Annotated in this window: 13 protein-coding genes; 3 read left to right on the top strand and 10 right to left on the bottom strand. The window is 72.0% G+C overall.

Annotated features, from left to right (window positions below):
* Position 1: 1 nt before the first annotated feature.
* The 4 genes from C3488_RS21130 to C3488_RS21115 are packed head-to-tail and all read right to left on the bottom strand — an operon-like array spanning position 2 to position 5,575.
* Positions 2-862 (bottom strand): 2Fe-2S iron-sulfur cluster-binding protein, encoded by an 861-nt coding sequence (locus C3488_RS21130; RefSeq protein WP_103841674.1) that lies wholly within the window; start codon positions 860-862, stop codon positions 2-4.
* Entirely contained in the window at positions 859-2,682 is a 1,824-nt protein-coding gene (locus C3488_RS21125) for an NADH-ubiquinone oxidoreductase-F iron-sulfur binding region domain-containing protein (protein WP_103841672.1), read from the bottom strand. The genes C3488_RS21130 and C3488_RS21125 overlap by 4 nt, the downstream gene beginning before the upstream one ends.
* 5 nt (positions 2,683-2,687) lie before the next feature.
* Entirely contained in the window at positions 2,688-4,607 is a 1,920-nt protein-coding gene (locus C3488_RS21120) for a molybdopterin oxidoreductase family protein (protein ID WP_103841670.1), read from the bottom strand.
* Positions 4,604-5,575, bottom strand: a complete 972-nt coding sequence (locus C3488_RS21115; RefSeq protein WP_103841668.1) for a 2-dehydropantoate 2-reductase — start codon at positions 5,573-5,575, stop codon at positions 4,604-4,606. Before C3488_RS21115 ends, C3488_RS21120 begins: the two co-directional genes overlap by 4 nt.
* Positions 5,576-5,964: 389 nt before the next feature.
* Here C3488_RS21115 and C3488_RS21110 point away from each other — a divergent pair, with 389 nt between their 5' ends.
* Positions 5,965-7,455, top strand: a complete 1,491-nt coding sequence (locus C3488_RS21110) for a glycoside hydrolase family 3 N-terminal domain-containing protein (protein ID WP_103841666.1) — start codon at positions 5,965-5,967, stop codon at positions 7,453-7,455.
* A 16-nt stretch (positions 7,456-7,471) separates the two neighbouring features.
* Here the strand turns inward: C3488_RS21110 and C3488_RS21105 are convergent, their stop codons facing one another.
* Complete coding sequence (locus tag C3488_RS21105; RefSeq protein WP_103841664.1) at positions 7,472-8,689, bottom strand: cellulase family glycosylhydrolase; 1,218 nt, start codon at positions 8,687-8,689, stop codon at positions 7,472-7,474.
* A gap of 71 nt (positions 8,690-8,760) precedes the next feature.
* Here C3488_RS21105 and C3488_RS21100 point away from each other — a divergent pair, with 71 nt between their 5' ends.
* Positions 8,761-9,777, top strand: a complete 1,017-nt coding sequence (locus C3488_RS21100) for an N-acetylglucosamine kinase (protein ID WP_103841662.1) — start codon at positions 8,761-8,763, stop codon at positions 9,775-9,777.
* Positions 9,774-12,017, top strand: a complete 2,244-nt coding sequence (locus C3488_RS21095) for a glycoside hydrolase family 3 N-terminal domain-containing protein (RefSeq protein WP_103841660.1) — start codon at positions 9,774-9,776, stop codon at positions 12,015-12,017. Before C3488_RS21100 ends, C3488_RS21095 begins: the two co-directional genes overlap by 4 nt.
* Here C3488_RS21095 and C3488_RS21090 read toward each other — a convergent pair.
* The 5 genes from C3488_RS21090 to C3488_RS21070 form a co-directional block, all read right to left on the bottom strand.
* Complete coding sequence (locus C3488_RS21090; protein WP_103841658.1) at positions 12,007-12,885, bottom strand: carbohydrate ABC transporter permease; 879 nt, start codon at positions 12,883-12,885, stop codon at positions 12,007-12,009. The genes C3488_RS21095 and C3488_RS21090 overlap by 11 nt on opposite strands.
* Positions 12,882-13,904: a carbohydrate ABC transporter permease gene (locus tag C3488_RS21085; RefSeq protein WP_374955444.1), complete on the bottom strand. Its 1,023-nt coding sequence runs from the start codon at positions 13,902-13,904 to the stop codon at positions 12,882-12,884. Before C3488_RS21085 ends, C3488_RS21090 begins: the two co-directional genes overlap by 4 nt.
* Positions 13,901-15,274, bottom strand: a complete 1,374-nt coding sequence (locus C3488_RS21080) for a sugar ABC transporter substrate-binding protein (protein ID WP_103841654.1) — start codon at positions 15,272-15,274, stop codon at positions 13,901-13,903. Before C3488_RS21080 ends, C3488_RS21085 begins: the two co-directional genes overlap by 4 nt.
* A gap of 159 nt (positions 15,275-15,433) precedes the next feature.
* Positions 15,434-16,060, bottom strand: coding sequence for a malonyl CoA-ACP transacylase (locus C3488_RS21075; RefSeq protein ID WP_103841652.1), 627 nt, complete (start codon positions 16,058-16,060; stop codon positions 15,434-15,436).
* The coding region (locus C3488_RS21070; protein WP_258053551.1) for an NEW3 domain-containing protein at positions 16,057-16,839 on the bottom strand (783 nt) is incomplete at its 5' end. The genes C3488_RS21070 and C3488_RS21075, both read right to left, overlap by 4 nt.

Genomic DNA, 16,839 nt, shown 5'->3' with positions numbered 1-16,839 from the left:
ATCAGCCCCGGTTCTGTACGTGCTGGTAGCCGAAACGGCCCTTGATGCAGAGGTTGCCGTGGGTCACCGGGTTGTCGTGCGGGGAGGTGACCTTCACGATCTCATTGTCCTGCACGTGCAGTGTGAGGTTGCAGCCCACACCGCAGTAGGCGCACACCGTGGTGGTCCGCGTCTGCGCCGACTCGTCCCACGTACCCGCCGCGCGCATGTCGAACTCCGACCTGAACGACAGCGCGCCCGTCGGGCACACCTCGATGCAGTTGCCGCAGTACACGCACGCCGAGTCGGTCAGCGGCGCGTCCTGCTCCACGGCGATCCGGGCGTCGAAGCCGCGCCCGGCGACGGAGATCGCGAAGGTGTTCTGCCACTGCTCGCCGCACGCGTCCACGCACTTGTAACAGAGGATGCACTTACCGTAATCCCGCACGTACAAATCGTTGTCGATCCTCGGCTGCTCGTCGACGCGGGCCGCGTCCGGGCCGAAACGGTCCGGCTTCGCCTCGTACTCCTTGATCCACTCGGCGACCTGCGGCGTGGTGGACAGGTCCACCGAGGACGCCAGCAGTTCGAGCACGACCTTCCGGCTGTGCCGGGTGCGCTCGGTGCCGGTCCGCACCTCCATGCCCGGCTCGGCCTTCCGCGAGCAGGCCGGGACGAGGGTCCTCGACCCCTCTACCTCCACCACGCAGACGCGGCAGGCGTTCTTCGGGGTGAGCGTGTCGCCCTGGCAGAGGGTCGGGACGTCCTTCCCGGCGGCACGGCACGCCTCCAGGATCGTCGAGCCCTCGGGCACCCTGACCTCCTGGCCGTCGAGGGTGAACTCGACGAGCCTGCGCGGCACCCCCACCGGTATCGCGGTCATGCGTACGCCCCCAGACGGTCGATGGCGGATTCCACGGCGTTCCACGCGGTCTGCCCGAGACCGCAGATCGAGGCGTCCCGCATCGCGCGGCCGACCTCCCGGAGCAGGGCGATGTCGTCGGCGGCGTCGGCGCCCGTACGCTCCACGATCCGCTGGAGCGCCTCCTGCTGGCGCACGGTCCCCACCCGGCACGGCACGCACTGCCCGCACGACTCGTCGCGGAAGAACTGCGCGATGCGCAGCAGCAGCCGCGGAAGGGGGACCGTGTCGTCGAAGGCCATGACGACGCCCGAGCCGAGCGTCGTGCCCGCCTCTCGCGTGCCTTCGAAGGTGAGCGGTATCTCCAGCTCGTCGGGGCGTACGAAACCGCCGGCCGCACCGCCCAGCAGCACCGCGCGCAGCCGCTCCCGCGCACCCGCGAGCGTCAGCAGTTCGCCAAGGGTGGCGCCGAACGGAAGCTCGTAGACCCCCGGCCGCTCCACGCTGCCCGACACGCAGAACAGCTTCGGCCCTGTGGACGTCTCCGTGCCGATCGACGCGTACGCGGACGCGCCCATCGTGAGGATCGGCAGCACATTGACCAGGGTCTCGACATTGTTCTCCACCGTCGGCTTGCCGAACAGGCCCTTCTCCACGGGGAACGGCGGCTTGGAGCGCGGCTCGCCCCGGTACCCCTCGATGGAGTTGAACAGGGCGGTCTCCTCTCCGCAGATGTAGGCGCCCGCCCCGCGCCTGATCTCGATGTCGAAGGCGTATCCCTGGCCGAGGACGTCGTCACCGAGCAGGCCCCGCGCGCGTGCCTGCGCCAGGGCGTGCTCCAGGCGGCGCAGTGCCCGCGGGTACTCGCCGCGCAGATACAGATAGCCCCGGTGCGCTCCGACCGCGTACCCCGCGACCGTCATCGCCTCGACGAGCGCGTACGGGTCGCCCTCCATGAGCACCCGGTCCTTGAAGGTGCCCGGCTCGGATTCGTCGGCGTTGCACACGAGATAGTGCGGGTGGTCGGGCTGGGACGCGGTGGCCTGCCACTTGCGGCCGGTGGGGAAGGCCGCGCCGCCACGCCCGAGCAGACCGGAGTCGGTGACCTCGCGGATCACCCCGGCGGGGCCGAGTGCGAAGGCGCGCCGCAGGGCCGTGTAACCGCCGCGGGCGCGGTAGTCGTCCAGGGAGGACGGATCGACGACGCCGACCCGGTGCAGCAGCTTCAACGACGGGTCTCCGGCCTGGGGCACCGCCATCGCCGCCTCCGGCTCCTCCGGTGCCGAGTCGGGCGCGGTGGCGGCGAGGACGGCCCCCTCCACCGTCCCCGGTGCCGACACCGCCGTACGCACCGGGTCGCCCGCCCTGATCGCGAGTGCCGCCGGGGCGCGTTCGCACAGGCCCAGGCACGGGCTGCGCTCGACGCTCACCCCGCTGCCCGGGCCGAGCCGCGCCTCGACACCGGCGCACAACTCGCCCGCCCCGGCGGCGGTGCAGGCGAGGTCCGTGCAGACGTGCAGCACGGTCGCCGGGCGGGGCCCGACCGAGAACATCGCGTAGAACGTCGCCACGCCGTACGCCTCGGCCGGCGGCACGGTCAGCCGCCGGCACAGGTAGTCGAGGCCGCCCTCGCTGATCCAGCCGACCCGGTCGTTGAGCGCGTGGAGCCCCGGCAACAGCAGGTCGCGGCGGTCCCGGGCCGCGCGGCCGCCGCGGGCCCACCTCAGGTCGGCGTCCGTACGGTCGGCGCCCTCCCACGAGGACTCTGGCGGGCCCAACAGGGCGTCGACGGCCGCCCGTTCCTCGTCCGTCGGCTTGCTGTCACCGAAGTGCAGGTCCACTTGCGTCACCTCACGATGGTCGCGACGGGCAGCTTCTCGATCCGGATCGCCGACGCCTTGAACTCCGCCGTGCCGGCGATCGGGCAGTTCGCCTCGATCGTCAGCTGGTTGGTGTCCACCTCGTCGGGGAAGTGCATGGTCATGAAGGCGAGCCCGGGCCTGAGGCCGGTGTCGATCCACACCGGGGCGACCACGGACCCGCGCCGCGAGGTCACCCGCACCTCCTCGCCGACGACGACCCCGTAGCGCTCCGCGTCCTCCGGGCACAGCTCGACGTACTCGCCGCGCCGCAGTGGGGAGGCGTAACCGCCGCTCTGCACGCCGGTGTTGTACGAGTCGAGCCGCCGCCCGGTGGTCAGCCGGATCGGGTACTGCTCGTCGGTGAGGTCGACGGGCGGGTCGTGCCGGACGAGCCCGAACGGCGCGGGCGTGCCACGCCTTTCCGGATCCGTGTCCCACAACCGGCCGTGCAGGTAGGTGGGTTCGAGCCGGTCCGTGCTCGGGCACGGCCACTGGATGCCCTGGTGCTCCTCCAGGCGCGCGTACGTCATCCCGTAGTGGTCCGGCGACACCGACCGCAGCTCGTTCCACACCGCCTGCGCGTCGGCGTACTTCCACTCGTGGCCGAGGCGTGCCGCCAGGGCGCAGAGGATGTCGATGTCCTCGCGCGCCTGGCCGGGCGGCGTGACCGCTCGGCGTACCCGCTGCACCCGGCGCTCGCTGTTGGTCGTCGTCCCCTCGGTCTCCGCCCAGCCGGCCGTCGCCGGCAGCACCACGTCCGCCAGCTCGGCGGTCTTCGTCAGGAAGATGTCCTGCACGACGAGGAAGTCGAGCTGCCGCAGCCGCCGCACGGCCTGTTCGCTGTCCGCCTCCGACTGCGCCGGGTTCTCCCCGATGCAGTAGACCGCCCGGAGCGAGCCCTCCTCCATCGCCTCGAACATCTCCGTCAGGTTCAGCCCGTAGTGCGGCTGGATGACGGTGTCCCAGGCGGACTCGAACCGGTGGCGCGCCTCGGGGTCGAGGATGTCCTGGAAGCCGGGCAGGCGGTTCGGGATCGCCCCCATGTCGCCGCCGCCCTGCACGTTGTTCTGGCCGCGCAGGGGTTGCAGCCCGGAGCCGTAGCGGCCCACGTGACCGGTGAGCAGGGCCAGGTTGATCAGGGCCCGGACGTTGTCGGTGCCGTTGTGGTGCTCGGTGATGCCGAGGGTCCAGCACAGCTGGGCGCGCTCGGCGCGGGCGTAGGCGTGGGCCAGCTCCCGGATGGCGCGGGCCGGTACGCCGGTCACCTTCTCGGCGAGCGACAGCGTCCACGGCTCGACCAGCGCCTCGTACTCCTCGAAACCGGTGGTGGCCCGCTCGACGAACGCCTCGTTGACCAGGCCCGCGTGGATGATCTCGCGGCCGATGGCATGCGCCATCGGGATGTCCGTGCCGACGTTGAGACCGAGCCAGCTCTCCGCCCACTCGGCGGTGGACGTGCGGCGCGGGTCGACGGCGTACATCCGCGCGCCGTTCCTGATCCCCTTCAGCACGTGCTGGAAGAAGATCGGGTGCGCGAAGCGCGCGTTGGAGCCCCACATCACGATGACGTCGGTGTGCTCGACCTCCTCGTACGACGACGTCCCGCCGCCCGAGCCGAACGCCGCCGACAGGCCCGCGACGCTCGGGGCGTGGCAGGTGCGGTTGCAGGAGTCGACGTTGTTGGTGCCCATCACCACCCGGGCGAACTTCTGCGCCACGTAGTTCATCTCGTTGGTCGCGCGGGCGCAGGAGAACATGCCGAACGCGCCGCGGTTGCGGGTGAGGCCCCGGGCGGTGCGGTCCAGCGCCTCCTCCCATGTCGCGGGGCGGAAGGGCTCGTCGCGGGAGTCACGCACGAGCGGGTGGGTGAGCCGGGTGTAGGTCTTCGGTTGGCGTTTCCTCATGCGGCGCTCCTCAGCGCGAGCAGGTCCGAGATGGCGTGCACGGTCCGCAGGGTGGGCACCTCGACGCCGGTGATCTCCGCCAGCTCGACGACGGCCGCGAGGAGTACGTCGAGTTCGAGCGGTTTGCCGCGTTCCAGGTCCTGGAGCGTGGAGGTGCGGTGGTCGCCGACCCGCTCGGCGCCCGCGAGGCGCCGTTCGATGGAGACGCCGACCGTGCAGCCGAGGGCCTCGGCGACCGTGAGCGTCTCCCGCATCATGATCTCGATGACCCTGCGGGTGCCGCCGTGCAGGCACATCTGCCGCATGGTGGCGCGGGCCAGCGCGCTGATCGGGTTGAAGGAGATGTTGCCGAGCAGCTTGACCCAGATGTCGCTGCGCAGGTCCGGCTCGACCGGGCACTTCAGGCCGCCCGCCCGCATCGCCTCACCGAAGGCCAGACAGCGCTCGGAGATGCTGCGGTCCGGCTCGCCGACGGAGAACCGGGTGCCCTCCAAGTGCCGCACGACACCGGGGCCTTCGAGCTCGGTCGCCGCGTACACCACGCAGCCGATGGCCCGTTCCGGCGCGAGCACCGCACTGACCGCGCCGTCGGGGTCCACGCTCTCCAGGCGACGGCCGTCGTAGGGGCCGCCGTGGCGGTGGAAGTACCACCAGGGGATGCCGTTCTGGGCGGCCACGACCGCCGTCGTGCTGTGCAGGAGAGGCTCGATCAGCGGCCCGCACGCCGCGTACGAGTTGGCCTTCAGCCCAAGGAACACAAAGTCGACCGGGCCGATCTCGGCCGGGTCGTCGGTGGCGTGGGCGTGCGCGGTGAAGTCGCCGCGCGGGCTGCGCACCCGCACTCCGTGCCGCCTCATGGCCGCCAGATGCGGTCCACGGGCGATGAGGTGCACATCGGCGCCCGCACGATGCAGTGCGGCGCCGACGTAGGCGCCGATCGCACCGGCGCCGAGAACTGCGACTTTCACAGGAACAACTCCGTTCGGTCGAGGGAGTACCGCGGAGGTGGCAAGAACTGCCGAAGGGGTCGATACGGAGTGTCGACGAAATATTGTCTACAGTATGGAAGTTGGTGCGGCAAGAGTTCGCGCAGCGCCGAAGACCGCCGGGACGCTCAGGAGAGCACCAGGGGGCGGAGCTTGTCCGGGTCGCGCACCGCCCAGATGTGGGTGATCCGGTGCGCCCGGGCGGTCTACGGCCGGCCGTGCGCGGTCGACCGTGTGCTCGTCCTCAACGCCGAGCCGCATCCCGGGTGTGGCACTGTCCTGCTGCCGCGAGGCCATCGGATTCCGGCATCCCGCGTGTCGAGGAGGAGGTTCTGAATCGGCAAGCCATCTACTTGTTGACTTCTGGATGAATGAGCCAGAACATTGCCGGGGTGACCCACACCCCGCACACGCACGCTCTGTCCGCCGACCTGGAGGAGGCCGCTCACCGCTGCCTGGTCGCCGGATTCGAGGGCACCACGACCGTCCCCGACACCCTGAAGCGACTCATCGACCGCGGCCTGGGCGGGGTCATCCTCTTCACCCGCAACGTGCGCGACGCGGAACAGGTCCGCCACCTCACCGACACGCTGCGGGCCATCCGGCCCGATCTGCTGGTGGCCATCGACAACGAGGGCGGGGGCATCGGCCACCTGGCGAGCGCAGGCGCACCCGACGTCCCCGGCTCCTGGGCGCTCGGCGTCGTCGACGACCCGGGGCTCACCGCCCGATGCGCCGACGCGCTGGCCGGGCACCTCGCCTCGCTCGGCATCACTGCCTCCTACGCCCCCGTCGCCGATCTTCAGCACCATCCGGACAACCCGATCGTGCGCACCCGCTCCTTCGGGTCCGACCCGGAGCTGGTCTCCCGCCACCTGCGCGCCTGGATCGCCGCCACCGAGGCCCGCTCCATCGCCTCCTGCGCCAAGCACTTCCCGGGCCACGGCGGTACCGTCACCGACAGCCACCACGAGACGGCTCTCGACCCGCGGCCGTACGAGGAACTCGACCTCGCCCCCTTCCGGGCCGCCATCGCCGCGGGCGTGCCGATGCTGATGAGCGCCCACGTGGTCTTCCCGGCGCTGGACCCCGGCCGGCCCGCCACGCTGAGCCCTCGCATCCTCACCGGCCTGCTGCGCGACGAACTCGGCTTCGACGGCGTCCTGGTCAGCGACGCCCTGGAGATGAAGGCGATCGCCGACCGCTACGGCGAGGCCGCGGGCGCACGGCTCGCGCTCGCCGCGGGCGCCGACCAGGTCATCGTCGCCGTACCGGATCTCGCGACCACCCTCGCCTGCCGGGATGCGGTCCTCGACGCGCTCGGCGCGGGAGACCTGGCGGCGGAGCGGGTGCACCAGGCGGCAGGGCGGGTGCGGCGGCTGGCCGAGCGGTACGCGTCCGCGCCGACGGCCGTCGCGGGGTGGGACGGCGCCGCCGGGCTGGAAGCGGCGCGCCGGGCCGTTCGCGCCCGCCCGGGCCCGGCGCCCGTTCGGGGCGCCCATGTCGTCGACCTCTTCCCGCCGCCGCATCCCGCGCTCAACTGGGGCGGCGAGGACCTCCTGACGGAGCTGCGCGCCGTCGATCCGACGGCCACCGGAACGGCGGTCACCGAGGAGCCGGCCGACCCCGAGGCGCTCGGCGCCGCCGTCCTGCGCCGTGCGCAGGGCGCACCCCTGGTCGTCGCCACGTACGACGCGGGGCTGCACCCCTGGCAGACGGCGGTGCGGGACGCCCTGCTGGCCGGACGGCCGGACGCGGTACGGGTGTCCACCGGGATGCCCGAGGAGGGCGACGCGCTCCGCTCCTACGGACGCGGCCGGGTGAACCTGCAGGCGGTGGCGGAGGCGCTGGCCGGGGCGTGAACCCTGGACACCCCCGTCAGGACACGCGGACCACGTCGGTGACGCCCCGGGCCGCCAGGTACGCCGTGTCCTCGGCCCGCTGCGCGAGGACCACCGCCGGGCGCTCGCCCTCCGCGCGCAGCCGCATCCAGGCCTCGAAGAAGGCGCCGCCCGGCCCGGACACGGACCGCGTGGCCCGTGTGCACTCCAGTACCAGAGCGGTGCGTCGCCCGGTCACGCGGCGCGGCTCGGAGCGCAGCTTCGCGATGGTGTCGGCGAGGGCGTCCGCGATCGGCTTGGCCCGGCCGGCGGAGTCGAACAGGCCCAGGGTGTACTCGAGTTCGGGATAGTCGGCCAGGGACCGGTCCACGTCGTGGGAGCACCACCAGGTCACGCCCCACAGCCCCGCGCATCCGGCCGCGTTCAACAGGGTCGCGCGGGCGAACTCCGGGGCGTCGGCCGCCGGGATGTGCGGCTCGGGCGCTCCGGTCTCCTGCACCCACACCGGCCGAGCCGGGTCGTCGGCGTACGCAGTGGCCAGCTCCACGCCGTACTCGGCGAGGTGCAGCACCTGCGGGGAGCGGGGGCCGTAACGGCGGGCGCAGTCGCCTGAGAACACCCACGGGTGGACGGTGGTCAGGTCGCCCTTGCGGGCCGAGGCCTCGGGGGTGAACGGATGGTCGTCGCCGTACCAGGCGGCGTCGTAGGCGGAGTGCGTGACCAGGGGGCCTTCGCCGATGCCGCCCCGGGCGGCGGCGAGCAGGGTGTCGAGGTAGTGGTCCACCTCCTGGACGCTCACCGGGTTGTGCTCGACCAGGTTGTTCAGCTCGTTGCCGAGCTGGATCCCGATGAGGTTGGGGCGGCCGGCGAGCGCACGGCCGAGCGTGCGCAGCAGGTCCGCCTGCGCCTCGATCGCCTCCGGATCGGTGAACACGTTGCGGTGGTGCCAGGCGCGTGTCCACTCGGGGTAGAAGTCGAAGCTGGACAGATGACCCTGGACGCCGTCCACGAGGACGTCGAGACCCGCCTCGGCCGCCAGGTCGACCAGCCGCGCCAACTGGTCGACGGCGGTGGCGCGGATGAGGGTGCGGTTGGGCTGGAGGAGCGGCCACAGGTGGAACACCCGCACGTGGTCGAGGCCGAGTCCGGCGATCTGCGCCAGGTCCTCGCGCGCGTGCGCCGGGTCGAAGTCGTGCCAGGAGTGGAACCAGCCGCGGCGCGGGGTGTAGTTGACGCCAAAGCGAAGGGTACGGATGGCGGCCTCCTAGGAGCGGGGAGTGCATCGGGCCTTGTCTCTGGCGAATGTATCAACCACCATGGTCGTTGATGAATAGTGAATTGAACCAGGATTACGTCGTCGGCCTCGACGCCGGCGGCACCCGTACGCGCGCCGTCCTGGCGGCGGCCCGTGACGGACGGACGGTGGGTGAGGGCAGCGCGGGTCCTGGTAACGCGCTGACGGTTCCGGTGCCGCAGCTCACCGACCACCTCGCCGAGGCCGTCGGCCGGGCCGTGCCGGAACGGCTGCGCGGGCGGGTGGTGGCGGTGGCGGGCGGTTTCGCCGGCGCCTCCCGGGCCGCGCCGTCCGAGCCGGGCCGGCTCAGGGCGCACTCCGCCCTCACCGCCGCGCTGGAACGGCTCGGCATGCCCGCCGTGACGGTGGAGATCTGCAGCGACATCGAGGCGGCGTTCGCCTCCGCGCCCGGCCACCCCGCCGACGGCCTCGCGCTGGTGGCGGGCACCGGCGCGGTCGCGGCCCGCATCACCGGACGCCTGTGCACGGCGACCGCGGGCGGTGACGGCTGGCTGCTCGGGGACGACGGCAGCGGCTTCTGGATCGGCCGCGCCGCGGTCCGGGCGGCGCTGCGCATGGCCGACGGGCGCGGCGGGCCGACGGCCCTGGCCGCTTCGGCCGGGCGGGCGCTGGGGCTGCCGGACGACGTCGTGCCGTACGAGGGGCAGGACTGGTCCCGGGAGCGGCGCCAGGCCTACCGCATGCACCTGTTGCCCGCCGTCATGGCCCGGCCGCCGGTCGAACTCGCGCGGCTCACACCGCTGGTGGCCGAGGCCGCAGGGGACAAGGACCCGGTCGCCGAGGCGATCCTCACCGAAGCGGCCGGCCACCTCGTCGACACCGTTCGCGCCCTCGACCCGCTCCCCGGCGAGCGGATCGTCGCCACCGGTGGCCTGCTCGGCCCCGACAGTCCGCTGACCGCACTCCTCACCCCCCGGCTGGACCTCCTCGGCCTGACGCTCGACAGGGTGGCCGACGGGTGCGCGGGCGCCGCGGCCCTGGCCCGGCTCGCTCACGACGACACCCACCGAAAGGGACCGGCCGCATGACCCTCACCGAGGCTGGTGCTCCCCCTGTCTACCGCGACCGGGCCGCCCCCGTCGACGTCCGCGTCCGGGACCTGCTCTCCCGTATGACCCTGCGGGAGAAGGTGGGGCAGCTCAACCAGCGGATGTACGGCTGGGACGCCTACCGCCGCACCCCCGACGGCGGCTTCGAGCTCACCGACGCCCTGTACGCCGAGACCGAACGCTTCGCCGGGCTCGGGGCGCTGTACGGCCTGCTGCGTGCCGACGCCTGGTCCGGCGTCGACCACACCGGCGGCCCCGTCGCCGTGGACGGCCCGGCACTCGCCGACCTCGTCCAGCACCACGTCCTTCAACGCAGCCGGCTGGGCATCCCCGCGCTGTTCGTGGAAGAGGTCCCGCACGGCCTCATGGCGCTCGACGGCACGGTCCTGCCCGTCAACCTGGCCGTCGGCGCCACCTGGGACCCCGGGCTGTACGAGCGTGCCGCCGCGCACGCCGCCGCCGAACTGCGCGCCCGCGGCGGTCACGTCGCCCTCGTCTCGGCGCTCGACATCGCCCGCGATCCGCGCTGGGGGCGGACGGAGGAGTGCTTCGGCGAGGACCCGTACCTGGCCGCCCGGCTCACCGAGGCTCTCGTCCGCGGTATGCAGGGCGCCCCGGCACCCCACTTCGCCCCCGACAAGGCGCCCGTCGTCCTCAAGCACTTCGCCGGGCAGGGCGCCACCGTCGGCGGCCGCAACTCCGCCGAGTCCGAGCTCGGCCGAAGAGAGCTGCACGAGATCCACCTGCCTGCGGCCCGCGCCGGAATCCGGGCCGGTGCCGCCGCCGTCATGGCCGCGTACAACGAGGTCGACGGGATGCCCTGCTGCGGCAACCGGACCCTGCTGCACGACCTGCTCCGCGAGAGCTGGGGCTTCCAGGGACTCGTCATGGCGGACGGGCTGGCCGTCGACCGGCTGGCCCGTATCACCGGCGACAAGGTCTCCGCGGGTGCCCTCGCCCTGGGCGCCGGTGTCGACCTGAGCCTGTGGGACGAGGGTTTCACCCACCTGGAGGAAGCCGTCGAGCGCGGCCTCGTCGCCGAGGACGTCCTCGACACGGCCGTCGCCCGCGTCCTGCGCCTGAAATTCCAGCTCGGCCTGTTCGAAGAGCCGTATGCCCACAGCCCGTCGCCGGACCCGGACGCCGGCCGCGAGCTGAGCACCGAACTGGCCCGGGCCGCCGTCACGCTCCTGCACAACGACGGCCGCGTGCTGCCCGTACGGGCCACTCGCATCGCCGTCATCGGCCCCCACGGCGCCACCACCGCGCACCAGCTGGGCGACTACACCGCCCCGCAGCGCCCCGGCACCGGCAGCAGCGTGCTCGACGGACTGCGGCGGCTGGCCCCGCCCGGCACCGACGTACGCCACGCCCGGGGCTGCGCCCTCACCGGCGACGACCTCTCCGGCATACCCGAAGCGGTCGCCCTCGCCGCCGGCTCCGACCTGGCCGTCCTCGTGCTGGGCGGCAGCAGCGCCCGTACGCCCGACACCGAGTTCGACGCCAACGGGGCCGCACGACGTACACGCTCCGACATGACCTGCGGAGAAGGTGTCGACCTCGCCGGGCTGCGGCTCGGCCGGGCCCAGCGCGCGCTCCTGGACGCCGTCACCGCGACCGGCACCCCCACGGCGGTCGTGCTCGTCCAGGGCCGCCCGCACGCCGTCCCCGAGGCGGCCGAGCGTGCGGACGCCCTGCTCACCGCCTGGTACCCGGGGCCGTGGGGCGGCGAGGCGATCGCCGACGTCCTGCTCGGGAACACGGAACCCACCGGCCGCCTCCCCGTCTCCGTCCCCCGTTCGGCGGCCCAACTCCCCGTCTACTACAACCACAAGGACACCGAGTACGGCTCCTATGTCGACGTCGACGCCGAGCCCCTCTACGCCTTCGGCCAGGGGCTGTCGTACACGACCTTCTCCTACGGCCCGCCGCGTGCGGACCGGCACACCGTCACCGTCGACGTCGCCAACACCGGTGAGCGGCACGGGCGCACGGTCGTGCAGGTCTATCTCAGGCGCCTGATCACGTCCGTCTGGCCGCGCACCCTCGAACTGTGCGCGTTCGAGGGCGTCGACCTCGCGCCGGGCGAGTGCCGTGCGGTCACCCTGCCCCTGGACGCGGAGCGACTCGGCGACGCCGGAGCCGTGGAGATCCGGGTCGCCGAGTCCTCGCGGGCCGCGCTGACCGCCGTACCCGCCGTGCTGGACCTCAGAGCTTGACGGCCCCCGCCGAGACGCCCTTGTAGAACCAGCGCTGGGTGATGACGAACAGCACGAGTACCGGGATCACGGAGATCACCGACCCGGCCATGACCATCCGCTGGTCGTAGCCGAACGACGAGCTCTGCAGCCGGGACAGACCCAGCGTCAGCGTCATGTGGTTCTCCGAGCGCAGCACGATCAGCGGCCACAGGAAGTCGTCCCAGGCGCTGATGAAGGTGTTGATGACGACCACCATGATCGCGCCCCACGCCGACGGCAGGTACAGGTACCGGAAGCGCTGCCACTCGCTCGCCCCGTCGAGCATCGCCGAGTCCTCGATCTCGCGCGGCACCGCCAGGAACGCCCCGCGCATCAGCAGGACGTTGATGGCGCCGACGAAGCCGGGCAGCCACACGCCGACCAGGTTGTCGATCAGGCCGAGGTCGCGGATGCTCAGGAACAGCGAGACCATGATCGACTCGAAGGGGAACATCATGGAGGCGGCCAGGACGACCCAGACCGCCTTGCGGCCCTTCCAGCCGGGCTTGGAGAGCATGTAGCCGGCCGTGGTGGAGAAGACGAGCTGGCTGGTGATCGACAGGACGACCACGATCAGGCTGTTCCTGATGTACGTGGCCACCGGCACCTGCTCGAAGATCGCCTCGTAGGCCCGCAGGGTCGGGTGGCGCGGCAGCAGGGTGGCGCTCGCCCCGAAGACGTCCTCGCTCGTGCTCTTCAGCGACGCCAGCAACTGCCAGAGCAGCGGTCCTACGGTGATGACCAGCACGAACAGCAGCAGCAGATAGCGGACGACGAGTTCCCGGGGGCGGCCGTAGTCCCGCCAGCGGGGCATCAGGCGCCCGCGCTTGTCGACAGCCGTCGTCATGACTCGTCCTCCTTCGTCAGGCGCTGCGCCAGCAGGGTCAGCCCCAGCGTCAGCAGGAACAGCGCCACACTGACCGCCGACCCGTAACCGGCGTTGCCGGTGATCGGGTCCAGGCCGACGTCGCGGATGTAGAAGGGCAGGGTGCGGTCGGCGCCGCCGGGGCCGCCGGTGTAGCTGCCGAGCATGAAGATCTCGGTGAACACCCGCAGTGAGCCGATGCCGGTGAGCGTGCCGACCAGCATCATGGCCTGCCGCACGCCCGGCACGGTGATGTGCCAGAAGCGCCGGATCGCACCGGCGCCGTCCATGGACGCCGCCTCGTGCAGCTCCTGGGGCACGTTCCCCAGGGCGGCCAGGTAGAAGACCATGTACCAGCCGAGCCCCTTCCACAGCGTCAGGCCCATCGCGCAGAACAGGATCAGCCACGAGTCGGACAGGAAGGGAATGGCCTGCTTGATCAGATGGGCCCTCTGCAGCCAGGTGTTGATCAGCCCGTCGTCGGCCAGCAGCCACTGCCAGCTCAGCCCCACGACCACGCTGGAGGCGAGCACCGGTGTGTAGAAGGCCGACCGGAAGAACCCGATGCCGGGCAGCTTCTTCTCCACCAGGACGGCCAGCATCAGCGGCAGCAGCACCATCAGCGGTACCACGACCAGCGCGTACAGCAGGCTGTTGCGGGTCGCCAGCCAGAAGTCGGAGTCGTCCAGCATCCGGGTGTAGTTGGACAGCCCGACGAAGTTCGCGGCGCCGCCGAGCGGCTTGGCGTTGGTGAACGACAGCAGGACGGTGTTGAGGAACGGGAACACGCCGAAGACCGCCGCACAGACGAGCGCGGGGGCGGTCCACAGCCAGGGCAGCCACCAGCGGCGGTACAGCGCCGCGCCGTTGGCGCCGGGGGCGGCGCCGGGTGTGACGGCCCGGGCCAGCCGGCGGATGCGGGACGGGGCCGTGCCCGGCGCGGAGGTGGACTCCGCCCCGGGCACGGGCACCGGCTTCACGGTCTGCGTCGCCACGGTCAGCTGCCCTGCTTCAGCAACTCGTCGGCCTTCGCCTGGGCGTCCTTCACGGCCTGCTCAGGGCTCTTCTTGCCCTGCATGGCCAGCTGCACCTGGCTCACGATGGCGTTCTGCACGGCCGGGGAGAGGTTGGTCTGGTTGGTGTCGGCCGTCTTGAGCTGGTCGGCGACGAGCTTGCGGGCCTGCGAGAAGGGATCGTCACCGGTCACGTTCTGGAAGAACGGGTCTTCCAGCGAGGCCGAGGTGGTCGGGAAGATCACCACGTTGGGGTCCTTGCACCAGGCCGTCTGGTTCTCGGCGTTGGTGAGGAACTCGGCGAACGCCAGCGCCACCGGCGCGTGCTTGCTGGTAGCGGCGACCGATATGAACTGCGGGGCACCGGCGGAGGCGCGGCCGAGCGCGTCGTAGGGCTGCTGGCCGACGGCCGTCTTGGAGTAGATCGACGGGCTGTTCTGCTTCACGAACCGCACGAAGCTCGGGTTCGTCGAGCCGTAGGCGACCTTGCCCTGGCTGTAGAGCGTGGAGGGGTCGTTGCTGGAGGACAGCGAGTCCTTCGGCATCGCGCCTTCCTTGTAGAGCTTCGCCATCCAGGCGACCCACTGGGTGGTGCGCGGGTCGTCGGCGAACACGGCCGACTTGCCGTCCGCCGAGAGGATCTTGATGTTCATCTGGTCCCAGTCGGACGGGATGCGCCAGACCGGGTTGGCCATCGTCGCGTAGAAGTCGCCGTTGCCCGCCTTGGCGATCTTCTCGTAGTCGGCGAACAGCCCGAACAACGTCGTCGGCGGCTTCGCCGGGTCGATGCCGGCCTTCTTCAGCAGGTCCTTGTTGTACGTCAGCAGGACGCCGCCGGTGTACCAGGGGAGCGTGGTGTGGATCGCCTTCCCGGAGGGGTCCTGGAAGGTGGCGGACTTCCAGAACGACGGGACGAACGGCTTCGCGACGTCGGGGTCCTTCGCGCTCAGGTCGAGCAGGTAGCCGGCCTTGGTGAGCGCGGTCGCGGTCGGGGCGTTGACGTTGATGACGTCCGGCAACGTACAGGCCTGCGCGTCGGCGACCGTGCGCTGGGTGAAGGTGTTGTCGCCGGGGTCGTCGATCCACTTGACCTCGGTGCCGGGGTGGGCCTTCTCGAAGGCCTTGATCACTCCGTTGAAGAAGCCGCCGAAGTCTTTCTTCAGGTTGGTGGTCTGGAAGGTGATGTCGCCCTTGACGTCTCCGGAGAGCTTGCCGGATCCGACGTTCTCCTTGTTGACCTTGCAGCCGCCGGCGGTGGCCTCGCCGCTGTCCGAGCCGCCCGACAGGCCGCACCCGGCGGCCGTGAGCGACAGGACGATCAGACAGGTCAGGGATCCGGTGAGTCTTCTTACGTGCATTGCTGCCCTCCTGGGACGGTCACAACTCGACGGTCGGTTCAAATCACCAAGTTGGACTCTGATTGATGAAAAGGTGGACCAGAATTCATCGGAGGTCAATGGGTTGCGTGTTGCTTTTCGGTTCCGCACGCGCGTCCTCGGGCGAGCGTGCGTGTGGGATCAGTGCCGGTGCTCGTGGTCCGGGTGCGAGGGGTCGCCCGGATGCTCGTGGCCGTGGGCGTACTGCACCCCGGCGCGCGCCCGGTCGAGCCAGTCGACGAAGGCACGCCGGCCCGCCGCCTTGCGCAGCTCGCGCTCGATGCCGTCGCGGACCCGCTCGTAGGGCAGGAAGTCCCCTGGTGCCCCGCCGCCGAACGGGTCGACGCCGCGCCGCAGTGCCTCAGGGCTGAGGAAGCGGTCCTGGTTGCGGTCGTAGTAGTCCCGTACCGCCTCCTCGGGGACGTGCTGCCGGCCCTCCAGATGGGCGAGCAGCACGCGTGCGGCGGGGGAGTGGGCGAGGGCCGCCGCGACGATGCTGCCGAGGTCGGCGACGTCGGTCCCGTCCACGGCGAGCAGCCGCGGCGGCGGCGCCTCCTCGGGAGGCTTCAGCCCCCTTTCCGCACAGGCCCGGCGGGCGAGTTCGTCCGCGACCACCACCTGGGTCGCCCAGCGCCGCCGCTGCCGCTCGGCCCGGGCGAGGGATTCGGGGCGGGTCTCCCGGTCGCGGGGCGGGACGGCCGCCAGCAACGCGTCCACACGCTCCTTCGGGACCTCCTCGCCGTGCACCACGGCCGCGTGCCCGCTCATGGCGTCACCTCCAGCACGACGGCCTCCGTGTAGGCAACGCAGCCGTGCCAGGCGACCTTCGCCATCAGCCAGTACGAGCCGGCCGGCACCGCCGCTCCGTCCACCTCTATGCCGCACTCCAGCAGCTCCCCGGCGCCCGCCGTGAAGCCCTGGCAGCCCGGTGCGACCCCGGGCCAGGTGCCCCAGGACGACACGGCCCACAGCGTGCCGGCGACCGGACCGCGGGTGGTGTTGCGCACGGTCACCGGAACCCGCACCCGCTCGCCCCGGCGCAGGGTGACCCGCTCGGCTCCCAGCCGGGTCAGGAGCGTGGGCCCGGTGCGTCCGTCCGGCTCGCCCTCGGACACGGCGCCCGGCACGTCGAGGGCGACGACGTCCTCGTACACCTGACCGCCGTACGGCAGCCGGGCCGCGAGCCAGTGGCGGCCGGGCGCCGCGTCGGGCGGCGGCGTCACCGTGACTTCGGTGAGCGTGAACCCGCCGGGGCCCAGCGCGTACGGCAGCTCGGCGGGCTCGGCGGACCAGCCGGGCGGCAGCCCGAAGTGCACCGTGCCCGACACGGGGGCGTCCGTGAGTTCCGAGGCGACCCGGACCGTGGCGGTGACGGGCCCGGAAGCCGTGAGCGCCGTGGGCGACAGGTACGCCGTGACGGGCATGTTGCCGCGCGGCGCCGGGCCGGAGTTGTGCAGCCAGTAACGGGTGAGGACCGGCTGCGCGGGCTCGTGGGCGGCGACGCCGGGACTCCTCGGGGTGTCCGGACCGTCGTGGTCCGGTGTCGC

The organism is Streptomyces sp. Ru72 (assembly GCF_002920635.1).
Classification (GTDB): Bacteria; Actinomycetota; Actinomycetes; order Streptomycetales; family Streptomycetaceae; genus Streptomyces.
Note: the sequence above shows the minus strand (reverse complement) of the source record. Positions and strands in the feature narration are given on the sequence as shown.

What these genes read in the sequence shown, in the direction of transcription:
- C3488_RS21130 (WP_103841674.1), bottom strand. Translation starts at nt 862, where the DNA reads ATGACCGCGATACCGGTGGGGGTGCCGCGCAGGCTCGTCGAGTTCACC.
- C3488_RS21120 (WP_103841670.1), bottom strand. Translation starts at nt 4,607, where the DNA reads ATGAGGAAACGCCAACCGAAGACCTACACCCGGCTCACCCACCCGCTC.
- C3488_RS21110 (WP_103841666.1), top strand. Translation starts at nt 5,965, where the DNA reads ATGAGCCAGAACATTGCCGGGGTGACCCACACCCCGCACACGCACGCT.
- C3488_RS21100 (WP_103841662.1), top strand. Translation starts at nt 8,761, where the DNA reads ATGAATAGTGAATTGAACCAGGATTACGTCGTCGGCCTCGACGCCGGC.
- C3488_RS21095 (WP_103841660.1), top strand. Translation starts at nt 9,774, where the DNA reads ATGACCCTCACCGAGGCTGGTGCTCCCCCTGTCTACCGCGACCGGGCC.
- C3488_RS21090 (WP_103841658.1), bottom strand. Translation starts at nt 12,885, where the DNA reads ATGACGACGGCTGTCGACAAGCGCGGGCGCCTGATGCCCCGCTGGCGG.
- C3488_RS21080 (WP_103841654.1), bottom strand. Translation starts at nt 15,274, where the DNA reads ATGCACGTAAGAAGACTCACCGGATCCCTGACCTGTCTGATCGTCCTG.
- C3488_RS21075 (WP_103841652.1), bottom strand. Translation starts at nt 16,060, where the DNA reads ATGAGCGGGCACGCGGCCGTGGTGCACGGCGAGGAGGTCCCGAAGGAG.